At 53.8% G+C, this 16,286-nt stretch carries 18 protein-coding genes, 2 tRNA genes and 1 riboswitch; of the genes, 11 read left to right on the plus strand and 9 right to left on the minus strand.

Translation table 11 applies throughout. From position 1 onward, the window contains the following. Positions 1-87 precede the first annotated feature (87 nt). Positions 88-303: a hypothetical protein gene (locus tag Q4544_RS06080; protein ID WP_303504607.1), complete on the plus strand. Its 216-nt coding sequence runs from the start codon at positions 88-90 to the stop codon at positions 301-303. 83 nt (positions 304-386) lie between these two features. Further along, complete coding sequence (locus Q4544_RS06085; protein ID WP_303504608.1) at positions 387-2,450, plus strand: 3-hydroxyacyl-CoA dehydrogenase NAD-binding domain-containing protein; 2,064 nt, start codon at positions 387-389, stop codon at positions 2,448-2,450. Here Q4544_RS06085 and Q4544_RS06090 read toward each other — a convergent pair. After that, complete coding sequence (locus Q4544_RS06090) at positions 2,443-2,658, minus strand: hypothetical protein (protein ID WP_303504609.1); 216 nt, start codon at positions 2,656-2,658, stop codon at positions 2,443-2,445. The two genes, Q4544_RS06085 and Q4544_RS06090, sit on opposite strands and share 8 nt — an antisense overlap. A gap of 140 nt (positions 2,659-2,798) precedes the next feature. Between Q4544_RS06090 and Q4544_RS06095 the strand changes: the two genes are divergently transcribed. From Q4544_RS06095 to Q4544_RS06105, 3 genes are all read left to right on the plus strand, one after another. Further along, complete coding sequence (locus Q4544_RS06095) at positions 2,799-3,059, plus strand: DUF2312 domain-containing protein (protein ID WP_303504610.1); 261 nt, start codon at positions 2,799-2,801, stop codon at positions 3,057-3,059. Between the two features lie 269 nt (positions 3,060-3,328). Continuing rightward, positions 3,329-6,115, plus strand: a complete 2,787-nt coding sequence (locus Q4544_RS06100) for a bifunctional aconitate hydratase 2/2-methylisocitrate dehydratase (RefSeq protein WP_303504611.1) — start codon at positions 3,329-3,331, stop codon at positions 6,113-6,115. A gap of 218 nt (positions 6,116-6,333) precedes the next feature. Further along, positions 6,334-6,410, plus strand: a tRNA-Arg gene (locus tag Q4544_RS06105). A 103-nt stretch (positions 6,411-6,513) separates the two neighbouring features. On the opposite strand, the gene Q4544_RS06110 is transcribed toward Q4544_RS06105, so the two are convergent. The 4 genes from Q4544_RS06110 to Q4544_RS06125 are packed head-to-tail and all read right to left on the minus strand — an operon-like array spanning position 6,514 to position 9,737. Further along, positions 6,514-7,539: an iron ABC transporter permease gene (locus Q4544_RS06110; protein WP_303504976.1), complete on the minus strand. Its 1,026-nt coding sequence runs from the start codon at positions 7,537-7,539 to the stop codon at positions 6,514-6,516. Between the two features lie 52 nt (positions 7,540-7,591). Beyond that, entirely contained in the window at positions 7,592-8,536 is a 945-nt protein-coding gene (locus tag Q4544_RS06115) for an ABC transporter substrate-binding protein (RefSeq protein ID WP_303504613.1), read from the minus strand. Then, positions 8,533-9,336: an ABC transporter ATP-binding protein gene (locus Q4544_RS06120; protein WP_303504614.1), complete on the minus strand. Its 804-nt coding sequence runs from the start codon at positions 9,334-9,336 to the stop codon at positions 8,533-8,535. Before Q4544_RS06120 ends, Q4544_RS06115 begins: the two co-directional genes overlap by 4 nt. Further along, positions 9,333-9,737 carry a DUF1636 domain-containing protein gene (locus tag Q4544_RS06125; RefSeq protein ID WP_303504615.1) on the minus strand — a complete coding sequence of 135 codons (405 nt, stop codon included), beginning with the start codon at positions 9,735-9,737 and terminating at the stop codon, positions 9,333-9,335. The genes Q4544_RS06120 and Q4544_RS06125 overlap by 4 nt, the downstream gene beginning before the upstream one ends. A 110-nt stretch (positions 9,738-9,847) precedes the next feature. Then, positions 9,848-10,060: riboswitch (cobalamin riboswitch) on the minus strand. Between the two features lie 193 nt (positions 10,061-10,253). Between Q4544_RS06125 and Q4544_RS06130 the strand changes: the two genes are divergently transcribed. Then, positions 10,254-10,802 carry a YaeQ family protein gene (locus tag Q4544_RS06130; protein WP_303504616.1) on the plus strand — a complete coding sequence of 183 codons (549 nt, stop codon included), beginning with the start codon at positions 10,254-10,256 and terminating at the stop codon, positions 10,800-10,802. A 125-nt stretch (positions 10,803-10,927) separates the two neighbouring features. Next, complete coding sequence (locus tag Q4544_RS06135) at positions 10,928-11,428, plus strand: hypothetical protein (protein ID WP_303504617.1); 501 nt, start codon at positions 10,928-10,930, stop codon at positions 11,426-11,428. A gap of 20 nt (positions 11,429-11,448) precedes the next feature. On the opposite strand, the gene Q4544_RS06140 is transcribed toward Q4544_RS06135, so the two are convergent. Continuing rightward, positions 11,449-12,288 carry an inositol monophosphatase gene (locus tag Q4544_RS06140; protein ID WP_303504618.1) on the minus strand — a complete coding sequence of 280 codons (840 nt, stop codon included), beginning with the start codon at positions 12,286-12,288 and terminating at the stop codon, positions 11,449-11,451. A 175-nt stretch (positions 12,289-12,463) separates the two neighbouring features. Further along, positions 12,464-12,547: transfer RNA gene (locus Q4544_RS06145), tRNA-Tyr, on the minus strand. A gap of 246 nt (positions 12,548-12,793) precedes the next feature. Here Q4544_RS06145 and rlmB point away from each other — a divergent pair. From rlmB to Q4544_RS06165, 4 genes are all read left to right on the plus strand, one after another. Beyond that, complete coding sequence (gene rlmB / locus Q4544_RS06150) at positions 12,794-13,579, plus strand: 23S rRNA (guanosine(2251)-2'-O)-methyltransferase RlmB (protein WP_303504619.1); 786 nt, start codon at positions 12,794-12,796, stop codon at positions 13,577-13,579. A 65-nt stretch (positions 13,580-13,644) separates the two neighbouring features. Further along, positions 13,645-13,929 (plus strand): hypothetical protein, encoded by a 285-nt coding sequence (locus Q4544_RS06155; protein ID WP_303504620.1) that lies wholly within the window; start codon positions 13,645-13,647, stop codon positions 13,927-13,929. 97 nt (positions 13,930-14,026) lie between these two features. Continuing rightward, positions 14,027-14,485: a YHS domain-containing (seleno)protein gene (locus tag Q4544_RS06160; RefSeq protein WP_303504621.1), complete on the plus strand. Its 459-nt coding sequence runs from the start codon at positions 14,027-14,029 to the stop codon at positions 14,483-14,485. A gap of 203 nt (positions 14,486-14,688) precedes the next feature. Then, complete coding sequence (locus Q4544_RS06165; protein ID WP_303504622.1) at positions 14,689-15,117, plus strand: CoA-binding protein; 429 nt, start codon at positions 14,689-14,691, stop codon at positions 15,115-15,117. Between the two features lie 77 nt (positions 15,118-15,194). Here the strand turns inward: Q4544_RS06165 and Q4544_RS06170 are convergent, their stop codons facing one another. Both Q4544_RS06170 and hisF read right to left on the minus strand, forming a co-directional pair. After that, complete coding sequence (locus tag Q4544_RS06170; protein ID WP_303504623.1) at positions 15,195-15,512, minus strand: phosphoribosyl-ATP diphosphatase; 318 nt, start codon at positions 15,510-15,512, stop codon at positions 15,195-15,197. Beyond that, positions 15,509-16,270, minus strand: a complete 762-nt coding sequence (gene hisF / locus Q4544_RS06175) for an imidazole glycerol phosphate synthase subunit HisF (protein WP_303504624.1) — start codon at positions 16,268-16,270, stop codon at positions 15,509-15,511. The genes Q4544_RS06170 and hisF overlap by 4 nt, the downstream gene beginning before the upstream one ends. Positions 16,271-16,286: the final 16 nt, after the last annotated feature.

Below are 16,286 nucleotides of genomic sequence, written 5' to 3' on the forward strand. Positions count from 1 at the left end.
TTACACTTGTAATTTAAAAAACCGTTTCACAGCATAAGCGTGCTGGATTCGCGCTTAAGTTGAATTCGCTTAGGGGAGGATAAGCAATTGAACGTATCAGAACTCGTTGAAAAGGCTCAAGGAATAGCAACACTCATTCCAGAGACCGATGGCCCAGATAGATTTGCTCTACATGACCAATTACATCGTACGCTAGAAACGATCCGGCGACAGGGTGGCACAGTTCCAAGACCGCTTTCGCGATTAGATATGGAACTGGTGGACGAGGCCGTAGAGGCGTCATTCGACAATATGCCAGTGTGACCAATCACTTAGATGCTTGCCAGATGGCTCCGGGTCCGTACTAATAGGAACAATTAAGGTTTTTGATTGGTTCGGAGGGGACAGTGGCGACATTGGTCAACTGCAGGCGTCACGGCGCTGTTGAGATTTTGAACATTAGCCACGGGCGCGACAACGCGGTGTCGCGCCTTCTTTGTACGCAACTCACTGCTGCACTTCAGGCCGCGATCGCGGAGCCCGAGGTTGCGGTTATTTTGCTTTCCGCATCTGGCGAACATTTTTCGCGCGGAATTGATTTAAATTGGCTCGACGAAGATCCAAGCCGCCAAGCGCTGCTTGATCTGTGTGACCAAATCGAAAACAGCCCCAAACCTGTCATTGCCGCACTTCAGGGTGACGTGCTGGGCGCTGGGTTCGAACTTGCGCTTGCGGCGCATTATCGTTTGGCAGCCCCTGATCTGCGTATTGGGTTCCCCGGCATCACCATTGGCCTGCCGCCCATCTGTGGCGGCACACAGCGGTTGCCCCGTCTGATTGGGGCAGAGGCGACGTTGCATTTAATGCTAAGCGGTCGCGCTGTGTCTGGTGCAGCGCTTGGGCCTGTCTTTGATGCGGAAATTACGGGTGATTTTGCGTCAGGCGCAGAACGCTTTGCGGTTAGCTTGGCCGAGCAAGACACAACACCCTTGCCCAGTGCGGACCGTCGTGAGGGGTTTGCTGATCCTTTCGCCTATCAAGACGCGGTCGCCAATTTGAAAACCATGGCCCAAAGCAAAGGCCAAGCAGGCTTGGATATTCTTCGATGCGTCGAAGCCGCGCCGCTCTTGCCATTCGAAGCCGGATTAGACCTTGAACACGAGGCGTTCAATGCCTGCCTGCGTCGTGATCGTCCGGCGGCATTGCGTCATGTTTTAATAGCCGAACGACACCTTGCACACGTGGGCGAGCAACTGGCGCAAAACTATGCCAAACTTGGCCATGTCGCGATTCTGGGCGAAACCGCCGTGGGCATTGGCCTTGCTGCGGATTGCCTATTGCACGCAATTACGGTGACCTTTGTGTCGCCAGCGACAACAGATATTGCTGATACTCACGACAAAATCCAAATGGTCTTAGAGCAAGAGTTTCAGCGCCGTCGGATCACTGATGTCGAAATCGAAGACCTGATCGACAATCTAGAAGTCTCGCGCGATGTGGCGGATTGTGCAGGCGCCGATCTGGTGATCGAAACCACCTACGGCAATCGCGATGCCAAGTTAAAGATGTTCAGCGAATTGGGTCATATTCTGCCGGGCCACGCGGTATTAGCCAGCACCAGCACCTTGGTTGATCTCGCCGAATGTGCCGAGGCCGCAGGCCGTGCACAGCAAGTCATCGGCCTGCACATTCCGTCTCCGGCGCAGGTCAAACCCGCCGTCGAGCTTGTCGCAGGGGCAGAGGCCAGTAGCTTTGCCGTAGCCGCAGGTGCACGATTTGCCGGTCAGCTTGGCAAAACCGTGATCCCAGTCCGCAACTGTCCCGGCCTTGCCGCGGGCACCATTCTGGTCGCCTTGTGGCAAATGGCGGACCAGCTGCTGCGCGAGGGCGCCGATTTTGCGGCTATTGATGCCGCCATGCGCGACTACGGTTTCCCGATGGGTCCGTTCCAAGCGCTCGACCTGCGCGGCATTCCCGCCGCATTGGCGCTTGCTCTGCGTGTTACCGATGGCAGCGATCCGCAGTTGCCCGTGCTGACCAGCCTGTCTGAGGCAGGGTTTTTAGGCAAAGACAGCGGGGCAGGGTTCTACAATTACGAACCGGGTCAACGCAGCCGCCCTGCCAATGACATGGCCAACGAGGCCATTGCAGCGTTACGCGACGCAGGTGCGCGGGATATTCCAGATGCAGAAATCCAACTGCGGCTTGCAGCTGCTATGGCCAACGCAGGGGCAAAGCTGGTGCGTGATAAGGTGGTTGAACGCCCCGCAGACATTGATGTGTTGATGATCAAGGGCTACGGCTTTCCACGTCATCGCGGTGGCCCGCTTAAGGCCGCTGATCTGACCGGGCTTTTATCACTGCGCAACGTGTTAAACGGACAAACCGATTTGCTTGCCCCTGATCCACTGCTGCTGGATCTCATCAAAAACGGCAAACAATTCGCCAGTTTGAATGATGTGGTTAGCTAAAGAAAATACCCAGCATCACAACCATCAGGCCGATCACGGATAGAAACAAGGAACCAAGGTTCAGCGGCATGACCTTTTGGATCGCGTCACGCATCTCTTCGTCAGGCAAACCCTGTTTGCGCAGCTTAAAGACTTTGACGACTGACAGCATCAAGCCTGCCAAACCCACAACCGAAATAAATGTGCCAACCCAGATGAGCCATCCCATAGCCACACGCCCTTTTTCCTTTGGTGTGCTGTCGCCTAAAGGATTGCATTGCCGCTCGCAAGTCTTTGATGGCGATTGCCGGCTTGCAGGGAATTAATCGCGTCGTTAGGGTGCCCGCAAAAGAGAGACAGGAGCAAAGAATGTCCGACGACGTCACAGAGGCAAGTTACCGGGTTACAGCCGACGAGCTGCGCCAGTTCATTGAACGCATTGAGCGTCTTGAGCAGGAAAAGAAAGACATCATGGATCACCAAAAAGAGGTGATGGCCGAAGCCAAGGGGCGCGGCTATGACACCAAGGTGATGCGAAAGCTGATCGCGCTGCGCAAACGCGACGAGAATGACATTGCCGAAGAAGAGGCGGTTCTCGAAATGTACAAAGAAGCGCTTGGCATGTCCTAAACCTTGGAGTTCCCAAGGTGTCAGCCAGCGAAAAGCCCCGGACATCCGGGGCTTTTGTCGTTTCTGCAGGGACGCGCTTCGTAAATCTCCATTAAGGGATAGCTGCTTTAAGGGGGCTATCATCTGCGGCAGGGCCTTATATATAGACGTCTTGCATCCATAATCTGCTTCGTATACTACGGCATACAACGCAGTTGAGCTTTGGCCAGACAGAGGTGTCTTAGACCCAAAGCTTGAATTCAATCTGGCAGCTAACCGTTGGAAACATCATGAGCTTGTACACTGACTACCTAAATGAAATTGCTACCCGTAAAGAGCAAGATTTGAAACCAAAGCCCATCGATGACGGCGCGCTGGTAAAAGAACTTATCGCTCAGATCAAAGACACTGGTAACGAGCACCGCGACGACTCTTTGAACTTCTTTATTTACAACACGCTGCCCGGCACCACGAGCGCGGCTGTTGAAAAGGCGCAGTTCCTGAAAGAGATCATCCTAGGCACAGAAACCGTCGCCGAAATCACGCCAACTTTCGCGTTTGAACTGCTGTCCCACATGAAGGGTGGCCCATCCGTTGATGCACTTCTCGAACTGGCACTGGGTGATGACGCATCTGTTGCAAAACAAGCGGCAGAGGTTCTGAAAACGCAGTTCTTCCTATACGAAGCAGACACCGATCGTCTGGCCGCAGCCCATGCTGCTGGCAACGCCATCGCAACAGAGATCCTGGAAAGCTACGCCAAGGCAGAGTTCTTTACTAAGCTGCCTGAGATCGACGAAGAGATCAAAGTCGTTACTTATATCGCTGCCGAAGGCGACATCTCGACTGACCTTTTGTCACCGGGCAACCAAGCGCACTCGCGTTCTGACCGTGAATTGCACGGCAAATGCATGATTTCCCCAGAAGCGCAGGCCGAAATCCAAGAACTGCAAAAAGCAAACCCAGACGCACGCGTCATGCTGATCGCGGAAAAAGGCACCATGGGTGTTGGCTCTTCCCGTATGTCCGGCGTGAACAACGTGGCTCTGTGGACCGGTAAGCAAGCCAGCCCATATGTTCCATTTGTGAACTTCGCCCCAATCGTTGCGGGCACAAACGGCATTTCCCCGATCTTTTTGACCACCGTTGGCGTGACCGGCGGCATCGGTCTTGACCTGAAAAACTGGGTTAAGAAAAAAGATGCAGACGGCAACACCGTTCTGGATGCAAATGGCGACGCGGTTCTCGAACAGACCTATTCTGTTGAAACCGGCAAAGTGCTGACCATCAACACCAAAACCAAAAAACTGTACGAAGGCGACAAAGAGCTGGTGGACATCTCCTCTGCTCTGACACCGCAAAAGGTTGAATTCATCAAAGCAGGCGGCTCTTACGCCATCGTCTTTGGTAAAAAGCTTCAGACATTCGCAGCCGAAACTCTGGGCCAAGAGCTGAAATCAGCCTTTGCACCATCCAAAGAGATTTCGCACGAGGGCCAAGGCCTGACAGCAGTTGAAAAGATCTTCAACAAAAACGCACGTGGCGTCTTTGCTAAAACTGCGCTGCACGCGGGCTCCGACGTTCGTGTCAAAGTGAACATCGTTGGCTCCCAAGACACCACTGGCCTGATGACCTCGCAAGAGCTCGAGGCGATGGCGGCAACCGTGATCTCCCCATCCGTGGATGGCGCGTATCAGTCTGGCTGTCACACAGCCTCTGTTTGGGACAAAAAGGCACAAGCCAACATCCCTAAGCTGATGAGCTTCATGAACAAATTCGGTCTGATCACCGCGCGTGATCCAAAAGGCGAATACCACGCCATGACCGACGTTATTCACAAGGTTCTGAACGACATCACCGTGGATGACTGGGACATCACCATTGGCGGCGACAGCCACACACGTATGTCCAAAGGCGTCGCATTCGGTGCGGACTCTGGCACCGTGGCTCTGGCCTTGGCGACTGGCGAAGCAACCATGCCAATCCCTGAATCTGTCAAAGTCACCTTCAAAGGTGAAATGAAAGATTACATGGACTTCCGCGACGTGGTGCACGCCACACAATCGCAGATGCTTAAGCAATTCGGCGATAACGTCTTCCAAGGCCGCATCATCGAAGTCCACATCGGCACATTGCTCGCGGACCAAGCGTTCACCTTCACTGACTGGACTGCAGAGATGAAGGCCAAAGCGTCTATCTGTATATCAGAAGATGAAACGCTGATCGGCTCTCTGGAACTGGCCAAAGGCCGCATCCAGATCATGATCGACAAAGGCATGGATAACCAAGCGCAAACACTGCAGGGTCTGATCAACAAAGCAGACAAGCGTATCGCTGAAATCCAATCCGGTGATAAGCCTGCGCTGACACCTGATGACAACGCGAAATACTTTGCCGAAGTTGTAGTTGATCTGGATGAGATCAACGAACCAATGATTGCTGACCCAGACGTAAACAACGCTGATGTGTCCAAACGCTATACCCACGACACCATCCGCCCTGTGTCCTACTACGGTGGCGACAAAAAGGTTGATCTGGGCTTTGTTGGCTCTTGCATGGTCCACAAAGGCGACATGAAAATCGTTGCTCAGATGCTGAAGAACCTCGAAGAAGCCTCTGGCAAAGTCGAGTTCAACGCACCTTTGGTTGTTGCGGCTCCGACCTACAACATCATCGACGAGCTTAAGGCCGAAGGCGATTGGGACATCCTGCAGAAATACTCTGGCTTTGAATTCGATGACCTTTTCCCAAAAGGCGAAGCGCGCACCGAATACGAGAACATCATGTATCTCGAACGTCCGGGCTGTAACCTTTGCATGGGTAACCAGGAAAAAGCCGCCAAAGGCGACACAGTGCTGGCAACATCTACACGCCTGTTCCAAGGTCGCGTTGTAGAAGATACATCAGAGAAAAAAGGTGAATCGCTGCTGGCGTCAACACCGGTTGTTGTTCTGTCTGCCATCCTTGGCCGCACCCCAACAGTCGAAGAATACAAAGCTGCGGTTAAAGGCATCGACCTGACAAAGTTCGCGCCACCAATCGAAAAACCAGCAGGCGCGCGCTCAGCGCACTTCTAAGCTAAACCTAAATGACGATCTGGACCGTAGAGCCCCTACGGTCCAGATCACGACTACAGATACCCGCCACCACGGCGCGCGTTCTGTCTTGCTGCTTAAGCACCCCCACACAAATTCAAGCCAAACCACAAATGACGGCCAAAGCAGCCCTCATTTCTGCACAGCAATGTGAAATCCCTCTGGGCAAATCACTTGCGCTGTTCTAACAAAAGCGCAGCGGTCCCTTAGCTCAACTGGATAGAGCAGCTGACTTCTAATCAGCAGGTTGAGGGTTCGAGTCCTTCAGGGATCGCCACTACCGAAAACAACATTGAAAACACTTGGGTTTTCCGCGCTTTTGTCTAACGTCCTCTGACCTTAGACGAGGCTGGGAACTGCTACATCAGATCGCTTATGCTTTATTGCCCGCGGCCTCTGCGCAGAAGCCAAATGAAGAATACGCCACCAATCAGGCCAGTTAGGATGCCGATAGGCATGTCTTCAGGCGCCATGATCGTGCGGGCTGCAATGTCGGCCCAGATCAAAAACAGTGCCCCACAAAGTGCCGAGGCAGGCAAGACGCGTGTGTAGTCGCCGCCAACGACCAGACGCACGATATGGGGAACCATCAGGCCCACAAATCCGATGACGCCGGAAAAGGCAACGAGGGTTCCAGTGATCAACGCGCCAAGCACGAAAATCTGAAGCCTGAACCGTTTGACCGGAATGCCAAGTGTCGTCGCCGTTTCATCGCCAATTGTCATCGCGTTCAGATCCGCGCTGCGAAGCCAAATCCAAAGCGTGCAGGGCAGTAGCACAATCAGCGGATAAATCAGATGCGCCCATTGTGCGAGGCCAAGCCCGCCCAGCATCCAAAAGATCACCGTATGCGCCGCTTTTGGATCGCCAAGGAAAATCAACAGATTTGCACCCGCCATCACAATAAAGGACACCGCAACCCCAACAAGGACCAGACGATCAGCCCCCGAAGCCCCGGTGAAGCCCACCAAGGCAAGCACGATCAGGGTGGCCAACAACGCGCCCGCAAAGGCCATCAGCGGCACTGTTAAAAGCCCAAGGAACAGGCCCGTGTGCAGCAATGCTAGAATGGCGCCAAAGGCCGCGCCGGATGAAATACCCAGTAGGTGAGGGTCCGCCAATGGGTTGCGCGTGACCGCCTGTAACGCGGCCCCCACAATCGCCAATCCGGCCCCAACCAAGGCGGCAAGCAATGTGCGTGGAAACCGGATGTCCCAAACGATGGCCGCGCGCCCCTTAGACCACGTAGGTTCAATCAGGTCAGGGCTAAGCTGGTTCAGCAACACGCCCCAAACGGTACTCAACGGAATAGGAACCGCCCCAACAGAAACCGCAAAACTAACCGACGCAAGAAACGCCACAAGCCCACCTACGATCCATGCAAACCGCAAAGACCGCAGGCGCATCGGGCGTGTTTCTTGTATTCCTGCGTCAGTCATTTTCATCAATCTCTGCTGATCAATTCACAGCTTGCGGCCAGAACGCGGCCGCCAATGATTTGATCGCCTTGATGTTACGCGGACCAGGGGTGGCCTCGACATATTCCAAGGTGACAAAGCGGTCATTCTTTACGGCATCAATATCTGCAAAGGCTGGGTTGTTGATCATAAACGCGCGCTTTTGCTCGGCGGTGACATTGCCGTAGTTCACGATCACAATGACCTCTGGGTTACGTTCCACAACTTCTTCCCAAGTCACCGTCGCCCAGCTTTTCTCGAAATCTTCCATGATGTTTTGGCCACCCGCGGCTTCGATCATCGCCGTTGGCATCGCGTAACGACCTGCCGTAAATGGGCTTTCTTCGCCGCTGTCGTAAACAAACACACGCAGTGGTTCGTCACCTTTGTTCAGCGAAGAAGTGAACTCTGCCAATTCCGCCTTATAGCCGTCGATCAATGCCGTTGCCTTGTCTTCGACATCAAAGATGCGACCAAGATTTGCGATGTCATTGTACATGTCATCAATCGACACTTTTGGTTTTTCGCCAACGAAAATGCAGCTTTCAGTCAGCTCATAAACTTTGATACCAAACGGCTCCAGCGTTTCAGGCGTCACTTCGCCGCCAACCTTCATGCCGTAATTCCAACCCGCAAAGAAAAAATCAGCATCTGCACCCAGCAGAACTTCTTTGGTTGGGTATTTTGCACTTAGCTCTGGCAGCTCTTCAACGCCAGCACGCATCTCTTCGTCCAAGGTTTTCCAACCCGAAATGCCGGTGTAACCCACCATGCGATCCGCAAGGCCAAGCACCAACATCATCTCAGTCAGATTGACGTCGTTAGAAATCGCAGCCTTTGGCGGCGCGTCAAATGTGACTTGGCGATTGCAGCTATCAACAGTCGTTTCAGCAAAAGCCGCAGTAGAGCTGGCCATCACGGCCAATGCGCTAAAGATATGTTTCATGGGTTTGGTCCCGTATCAGAAGTATGAAGATCAAAGGTAAGGTGCTGCCGATCACTCACCGAAAGCGTTTCAACTTTCGTATGAACACCAAAGGCTTTGGCAACACGGTCAGACGTAAGAACATCAGTAGGGGGGCCGAACGCGATTTGTTCGCCCCGATGTAAAAGCAGAATATCGTCGCAGACGCTCGCCGCCATGTTCAAGTCATGCAGCGAGGTCACAATCGTAACTTCAAGATCGCCAATCAGCTTGAGAACCTCAAGCTGATGCCGAATGTCCAAGTGATTGGTTGGCTCGTCCAAAACCAAAACACTCGGTTCCTGCGCTAGGGCGCGCGCAACCATGGTGCGCTGACGTTCACCGCCCGATAGCGTGCCAAAGGCACGATCCGCCAGGTCACTCAGCTCCATTCGGGTCAGGCTGGCATCCACCGCTTCCGCGCATCGTTTACTCAGCGCGCCAAATCCCTGACGATGCGGAATACGTCCCAGCGAAACAACATCGCGCACGCTTAGGGCAAAATCATTCGGTTGTTCTTGCAGTACGGCCGCGATCTTACGGGCACAGGCGCGTGGCGACATCGCCCAAATTTCTTCGCCGCCCACTTCAACCGTGCCAGATAAGGGCCGAGCGTGGCGATAGATCATGCGCAATAGCGTGGTCTTGCCCGCGCCATTGGCTCCAACAACCCCCATGACCCGTCCGGCCTCTAGATGAAAAGACGTGGATTTTAGGATCAAAGGCGCAGAACGGCTTTGTCCCCAACTGACATTGTCTACGGTTAAACTGGCCGCTTTCATTCCGCGGCCTCCGCAGACATCGGATGGCTAAACAGCGTCGCAGGAATGCGCGCCAACGTGGACTTACGCAGCTTTCCGGGACGATCAACAGAAGAACACCAACCATCCTGTAACGTCGCATATTGCTTCGCAAAGGCGACAATATCCGCCACATCCTGCTCAGAAGTCATGTCACCAAACAGGTAGCTTGCCTTGCCCTGACCATGAAACCCAACCGTACACGGCCGGTCGCACCCCGCCATGCAGGCAACACCAGATACTTGAAATTGCGCATCAATCTGCGGGTCAGCAGCAATGGACGCTCGAAGCGTCTCAATCAAAGCATAGCCTTGGCGTTCGCCAGACTGTTTGTCTTTGCAACTCGTGCAAACCGCGATCCTACACGCCTTCTGGTCGAACATTCTGCCCTCCGCAGATTGACGAAACACTGGGCGAAAAGTTGACTGGATGTCTGAGGACCGCTCCCCGTTGCACATCTCAAGTATCAACCCCGCCCAGACACCCCGCCTGGGTTAAAAGTCATCTGGATGGCAGGTCTCCTGACTTACGGCGTTACACTCTGTCCCTTCCCAGCCCGAACAGGCCAGTGGTTATGACAAAGCGCATACCGCTCACAGTTGCGGGGGCAGTCGTGGACTATGCACATTCAGCGATGCAGCACCACGTTCCCTTTTCATCCAAGTTTGCCTTACGCATCCCCGGAACCATCCCCGAAGACGTGCACTTTCAGCCTTATGCTGTCAAGGGTGGAAGCATCCCGGTTAGCGCCATCAGAGCGCCTCCGCTGCAATGTTGATCATATCCAGCTTTAACAAGCAAAAGCCTGTGCCATCTAATCCTGCCGCGCTCAGTTATCCGCTTTCACAAAACCACCGGACAACGTAAGCATTCGCAACGCTGCTATTCTGGGAACCGTCATGGCGCAAAAATCCACGATCTATAAAGTTGAACTGTCCGTGTCTGATATGGATCGTCACTATTACGAAACCCACAAACTCACCGTAGCCAAACATCCGTCAGAAACGGACGAGCGGATGATGGTGCGCATTCTAGCCTTTGCGCTGAATGCACATGAGCAGTTGGAACTGACCAAAGGCCTGTCCACAGATGACGAGCCTGACATCTGGCAGAAAAGCCTTAGCGGCGAGCTTGAACTATGGATCGCGCTGGGCCTACCTAGCGAAAAGATTGTGCGCCAATCCTGTGCCAAAGCCAAGAATGTGATGATCTACAGCTATGGTGGTCGCACAGCAGAGATGTGGTGGGATAAACTCAAAAACAGCACCACGCGCTTTGACAACCTCCAAGTCTTCAACATCCCAGAGGACGCCACCCGTGAACTAGAGAAACTCGCCAGCCGTTCAATGAAGTTGCAAGTGAACATTCAAGACGGTGACGTGATGCTTAGTGTGGATGACAGCATTGTCTATGTGACGCCCGTCACATGGAAAGGCACTGATCACTAGGGGGCAACCCCGTCATGATCGACGCAGACAACCCTTTCGTGCAGTGATGCGGAATTTCTACCGCACCCCACTATCTTTCCCAGCCATTTAGCGTAATGGGGGAGAAACACTCAGGAGTATGAACAATGGGATCTTTGCAAAGCTTGCCAGAACTGGTCGCAGCGGCACAGGCGAATGCAAAAGCGTTAGAAGATCGCATTGCAGGTAATGCAACGCAGACAGACGGGCAGGGCGAAACCACCGATCATCACGCAGCGGTCAAAGCGCTAGAGCTGGCCGCCGTCGACATCCATTCTGTCTTTGAATCCCGCATGCAGCACCATTTCAAACGCGGCCCATTCTCGCGTAAGCTCAAAGCATTGCTGCTCGAAAACGGCAAAGCTGACCTCGCGGATCGGGCCTATCAGTCCTATCTGGCCATTAACGTGCTGAAACACGGCAAAGGCGCAAGCTATCGCGAGCTGCTGACCACACGCAAAGCCCGCTTCGCTGTTACACCTTCAGATAAGATAGCCACCGAAGGCCCAGACGCAGAGCTTGGCTTGGTTGATGTGACAAAACCCGGTTTCTTTGACGATCTCACCGCGACGATCCTAGAAGCGATTGATTTCCTCGAGGGTAAGTAACCCCCATATCGCCAATCGCGTTACCCCAAAAAGCTGGCCTTGATTTTGTCCTGTGTCGCGCGATCCTCAAACGCAAAGGCCCACAATGGCCCCTTAGGGTCCGTCGGATCATAGGGCAGGCCGTCATGGCTTTCGACGCGGCCCCCGCATTCCTCTAGCGCCAATATACCTGCCATGTGATCCCAAGGCTTTGACATCGGATTCAACGTAAAATCTGAATGCCCTGTCGCCATCATGCGATACTCATGGCACGAACACCGCAATGTCGTGATGCGTTTGAATTTCGGATAAGCCTGCGCAATGATCGGCTGCTGATCTTTCGGAAACAGATAAAGCGGTACGTATCCCTGCATTTGATCCATCGGCTTAACCGCTGGCACACGCAATTGCCGCGACTTCCCAGCCGCATTCACAAACTGCGTACCCTGGCCGCGCTCTGCAACCACCCAATCATCCATGATGGGATCATAAAGCAGCCCATATTCGGTTTGCCCATTCACGCGCACGGCCAACAGCACCCCAAAGGTGGCCAAGCCACTGACAAAAGCAGACGTTCCGTCAATCGGATCAATCACAACAGACACATCCGCATCCGCCATTTTCCCCAACAACGCGGGGTCGTCCGCCACTGCTTCCTCACCAATAATCAAGGCGCTGGGCAACAGCTTTGCGGCGCGCTCTGCAATCAGTAACTCAGATCGCTTATCGGCAATCGTCACCAAATCATCCGCATGGGCTTTGCTTTCAATCGACCCTTCAGGCAGGTTGCGAAACCGCGGCATAATCTCCGTTTTACCGGCCTCGCGCACGGCCGCCAGCAACCCATCTTTGACAGTCTGTGACAAAATCATATGCGTCATCCCATGCAGCTCTTCTTTCGCCAGACCATGCGCAAAAGGGCCAAGGCATACAAGCCCGCAAGCACCAGTTTAACAAAACGATCACAGAAGAATGGCAACTTATGAAAACAAAAAACGGACCCCGAAGGATCCGTCTTTTTGCATTTAGAATAAGCACTTATCGTGCTTAGTTAAATGGTGGGCGACCCTGGAATCGAACCAGGCGTGAGTCGCCTCGAGGGAGTTACAGTCCCCTGCCACACCTTGCGGCCTGTCGCCCACTGTCCAACGTTAAACGCTGAATGTGAGGCGCTGATTACAGGCCTTGTCTGGGGCCGTCAACAAGAAAATCTCTTGAAGATCGTCCGTCTTCACTGCATTGGTATGCCTCGCGTTTAAAGCGTTTCGAAATAGCCCTGAGGCACAGGGGGATTTCCAAACGCCCACACGGTCAAATGGGTCCAAACCGCTGTTGAAAAACAAGTGTTTTGGGATTCAAACAACGCTTTAGATAAGGCTTAAGACAATGAAAAAACCCAAGTGGGTCGTAGAGAAAGAGCAGGCGAAAAAAGTTGCAGCCGCTGAAACCGTTTGGCTATTTGGCCTCCATGCGGTGCGCGATGCGCTTTTAAACCCAGCCCGTGAAAAGCTTCGCCTTATCGTAACGCGCAACGCAGGCGATAAATTGGCCGAAGCAATCACCGAATCCGGCATGGAGCCTGAAATGGTCGATCCGCGCCGTTTCCCAAAGGTGTTGGACCCACAGTCCGTACACCAAGGCGCAGCACTAGAGGTGAAGCCGCTGAATTGGGGCTCTTTGCAAGACCGCGCCATCGGTGGCAATGCCGACCTTCCACCGCGTCTTGTGCTGCTGGATCGGGTCACTGATCCACATAATGTGGGCGCAATCCTACGATCTGCCGAAGTTTTTGGCGCCCAAGCCGTGATCGGCACACGCCACCATTCCGCGCCAGAAACCGGCGCCTTGGCAAAAACCGCCTCTGGCGCGCTGGAAAGACAGCCTTACCTACGGTTGCGCAATCTGTCTGACACCATCGTAGAGCTGCAAAACATGGGTTACATCGTGCTGGGGCTTGATGGCGAAGCAGAAACCACAATCGACGACGCCATGGAAGGCAAGCGCGACCGCGCGGTTGCATTGGTCATGGGCGCCGAAGGTCCCGGCCTGCGCGAAAAGACCAAAGAGACCGTGGATCAACTGGTGAAAATCGACTTCGCCAACAGCTTTGGGTCCCTAAACGTTTCCAACGCTGCCGCCGTCGCCCTTTATGCGGCACGCGCCAAAGGCTAACGTCTTGAAAGCGATGCCGCCGATGGCAATATCGGCGGCAACAATCAGGCAGAACAGGGCAGACCATGGGCACCAAAATCGCAACCTGCTGTTATTGCGGCACCCGCGCAGCACTTCGTTTGGGCGGAAAAGTGCAACATGAGCTGGCCTGCAGCTCTTGCGGCGCGCCCTTGCATGAATTGAAACAGATGCCGATCGAACCGCGCCGTGTTGAAAAACAACAGCACTACGACAAACCGCGATCCTACTCTAAGCCCTTGAAGAAAAACAAATACTACAAGAAGAAAAAGAAGAGTTGGAGCAAGCAGCTCTTTGATGGTCTCGACGACATCATTGATATTTTCGACTGAAACATTCGCTCGCGCACGATCACATCCGCGTAAGACCCCTTTGGGCCGGGGCAATGCCTGCCTATTCTCCAATCAGACACGAATGATGGAGACAGTCATGCTTAACCGCCGTACCTTTTTGATCAGCGCCGCCGCAGCGCCCGCCGCATTTACTTTGGCCACACCTGCGCTGGCCGCAAAACCCGAAATTTACGCCCCAAATGGCATCGCCATCAAAGGCTATGACACGGTCGCCTTTTTCACCCAGAAAACCCACGTAAAAGGCGATGCAGCCTTTGCCGTGAACCACAAAGGTGCGACATGGCACTTTGCCTCTGCCGATAATATGAAGGCCTTCCAAGCTGATCCATCTGCCTATGCCCCACAATACGGCGGCTACTGCGCCTTTGCCGTTGCCCATGGCGCAACTGCCAAAACAGATGCTGATGCTTGGACGATCCATGATGGCAAACTTTACCTGAATTTCAACAAATCTGTCCGCGCAAAATGGCGCAAAGACATTCCCGGATTCGTTGAACGCGCGGACGCAAATTGGCCGACAGTCCTAGAGGCCTGAGGCTAAATTGGAAAACTTGCTGAATTAACAAGTTGTTCACAAGTTTCTTACATCCTCTTTAAAGATCGAGATTAAGGCATATCTCAGTAACAGGAGGGCAAGACCGGAACTCTTGCTCTCACTTCACTGTCCCTCGTTCCGCACTGCGCCCGGAGTTTTTCCGGGCGCTTTTTTGTGCAGCCAATATGCAATAGCTAGGACTCATGGAAAATTATTCTGATTCTGATCTCTTAGAGATCTTTGAAAACACCAAAACCATCGCAGTTGTTGGCTTTTCAATGAACCCCTCGCGGCCCAGCCATTATGTGGCGAAGTACCTTGTGTCCCAAGGTTATAAGGTGATTCCGGTTAATCCCGGCCACGCAGGCACCGAAGTCTTTGGCACCACGATCCGCGCCTCGCTGGCGGATATTGATGAACCCGTAGACATGGTCGACGTCTTCCGCCGCTCTGATGCGGTGCCAGAGGTTGTGGATGCCGCGTTGGAACACCTACCGGGGCTTAAAACCATCTGGATGCAGCTTGGTGTGGAACACGAGGGTGCCGCCAAAAAAGCGCGCGCGCGCAAGGTGACAGTGGTGATGAACCGTTGCCCGAAAATCGAATACCCTCGGGTTATGCTAGGTCTTTAGGCCGGGCAGGGGGGCGTTGCCCCCCACGGCGAACCTGTGGTTCACCGCTCCCCCCAAGGTATTTGGATCAAGAAAAATCAGGACTTAGGGCGCGCAGCCTTTTCGGCGATGCCGCTGGTGCCTTGACGGCGGTCGAGTTCCGCCAGCACCTCGTCCAAGGCGATGCCGCGCGATTGCAGCATGACCAGCAGGTGAAAGAGCACGTCTGCGGATTCAGAGATCAGCCCCTCGCGGTTGTCTTTCACTGCTTCGATGATGGCTTCAACGGCTTCTTCGCCAAACTTTTCGGCACATTTTTCTGGGCCTTTGGCTAACAACTTGGCTGTCCAGCTGCTATCAGGGTCCGCTTTCGCGCGTTCGGTGATGGTTTGGGCAAGGGTATCTAGCGTGTTCATTGCAGCCTCATCGGAATGCCGTTGGCGATCATGTGTTCTTTGGCTTCTTGTACCGTGTATTCGCCAAAGTGGAAAATAGACGCGGCCAGCACAGCGGATGCACCGCCTTTGGTCACACCTTCGACGAGGTGATCCAAATTGCCAACACCACCCGAGGCAATCACCGGCACATTCACCGCATCAGAAATCGCTTTGGTCAGCGGCAGGTTAAAGCCAGACTTGGTGCCATCGCGATCCATGCTGGTCAGCAGGATTTCACCAGCCCCCTTGCTGGCCACAAGACGCGCAAATTCAACCGCATCAATGCCGGTTTCTTTTCGTCCGCCATGTGTGAAAATCTCCCACTTGCCGGGAGAGACGGTTTTGGCATCAATCGCGCAGACAATACATTGGCTGCCAAATTGATCGGCGCTTTCGGCGATCACATCAGGATTTGCGACTGCTGCAGAGTTAAACGACACCTTGTCAGCACCCGACAAAAGCAAGGCCCGCACATCATCTTTGGTGCGTACACCGCCACCAACTGTCAGCGGTACAAAACACTGTTCCGCCGTGCGACGCACCATATCAAACATCGTGCCGCGATTTTCATGAGTCGCGTGGATATCCAGAAAACAAATCTCGTCAGCGCCAGCCGCGTCATAGGCGCGGGCCGCTTCAACAGGGTCGCCAGCGTCACGCAGGCCGACAAAGTTCACGCCTTTGACCACACGGCCATCAGCAACATCCAGACAGGGGATCAGACGGGTTTTTAGCATTTGGGCACCTCTTGGG

The sequence above is a fragment of the Cognatishimia sp. 1_MG-2023 genome (genome assembly GCF_030548175.1).
In the GTDB taxonomy this organism is placed as follows: Bacteria; Pseudomonadota; Alphaproteobacteria; order Rhodobacterales; family Rhodobacteraceae; genus Cognatishimia.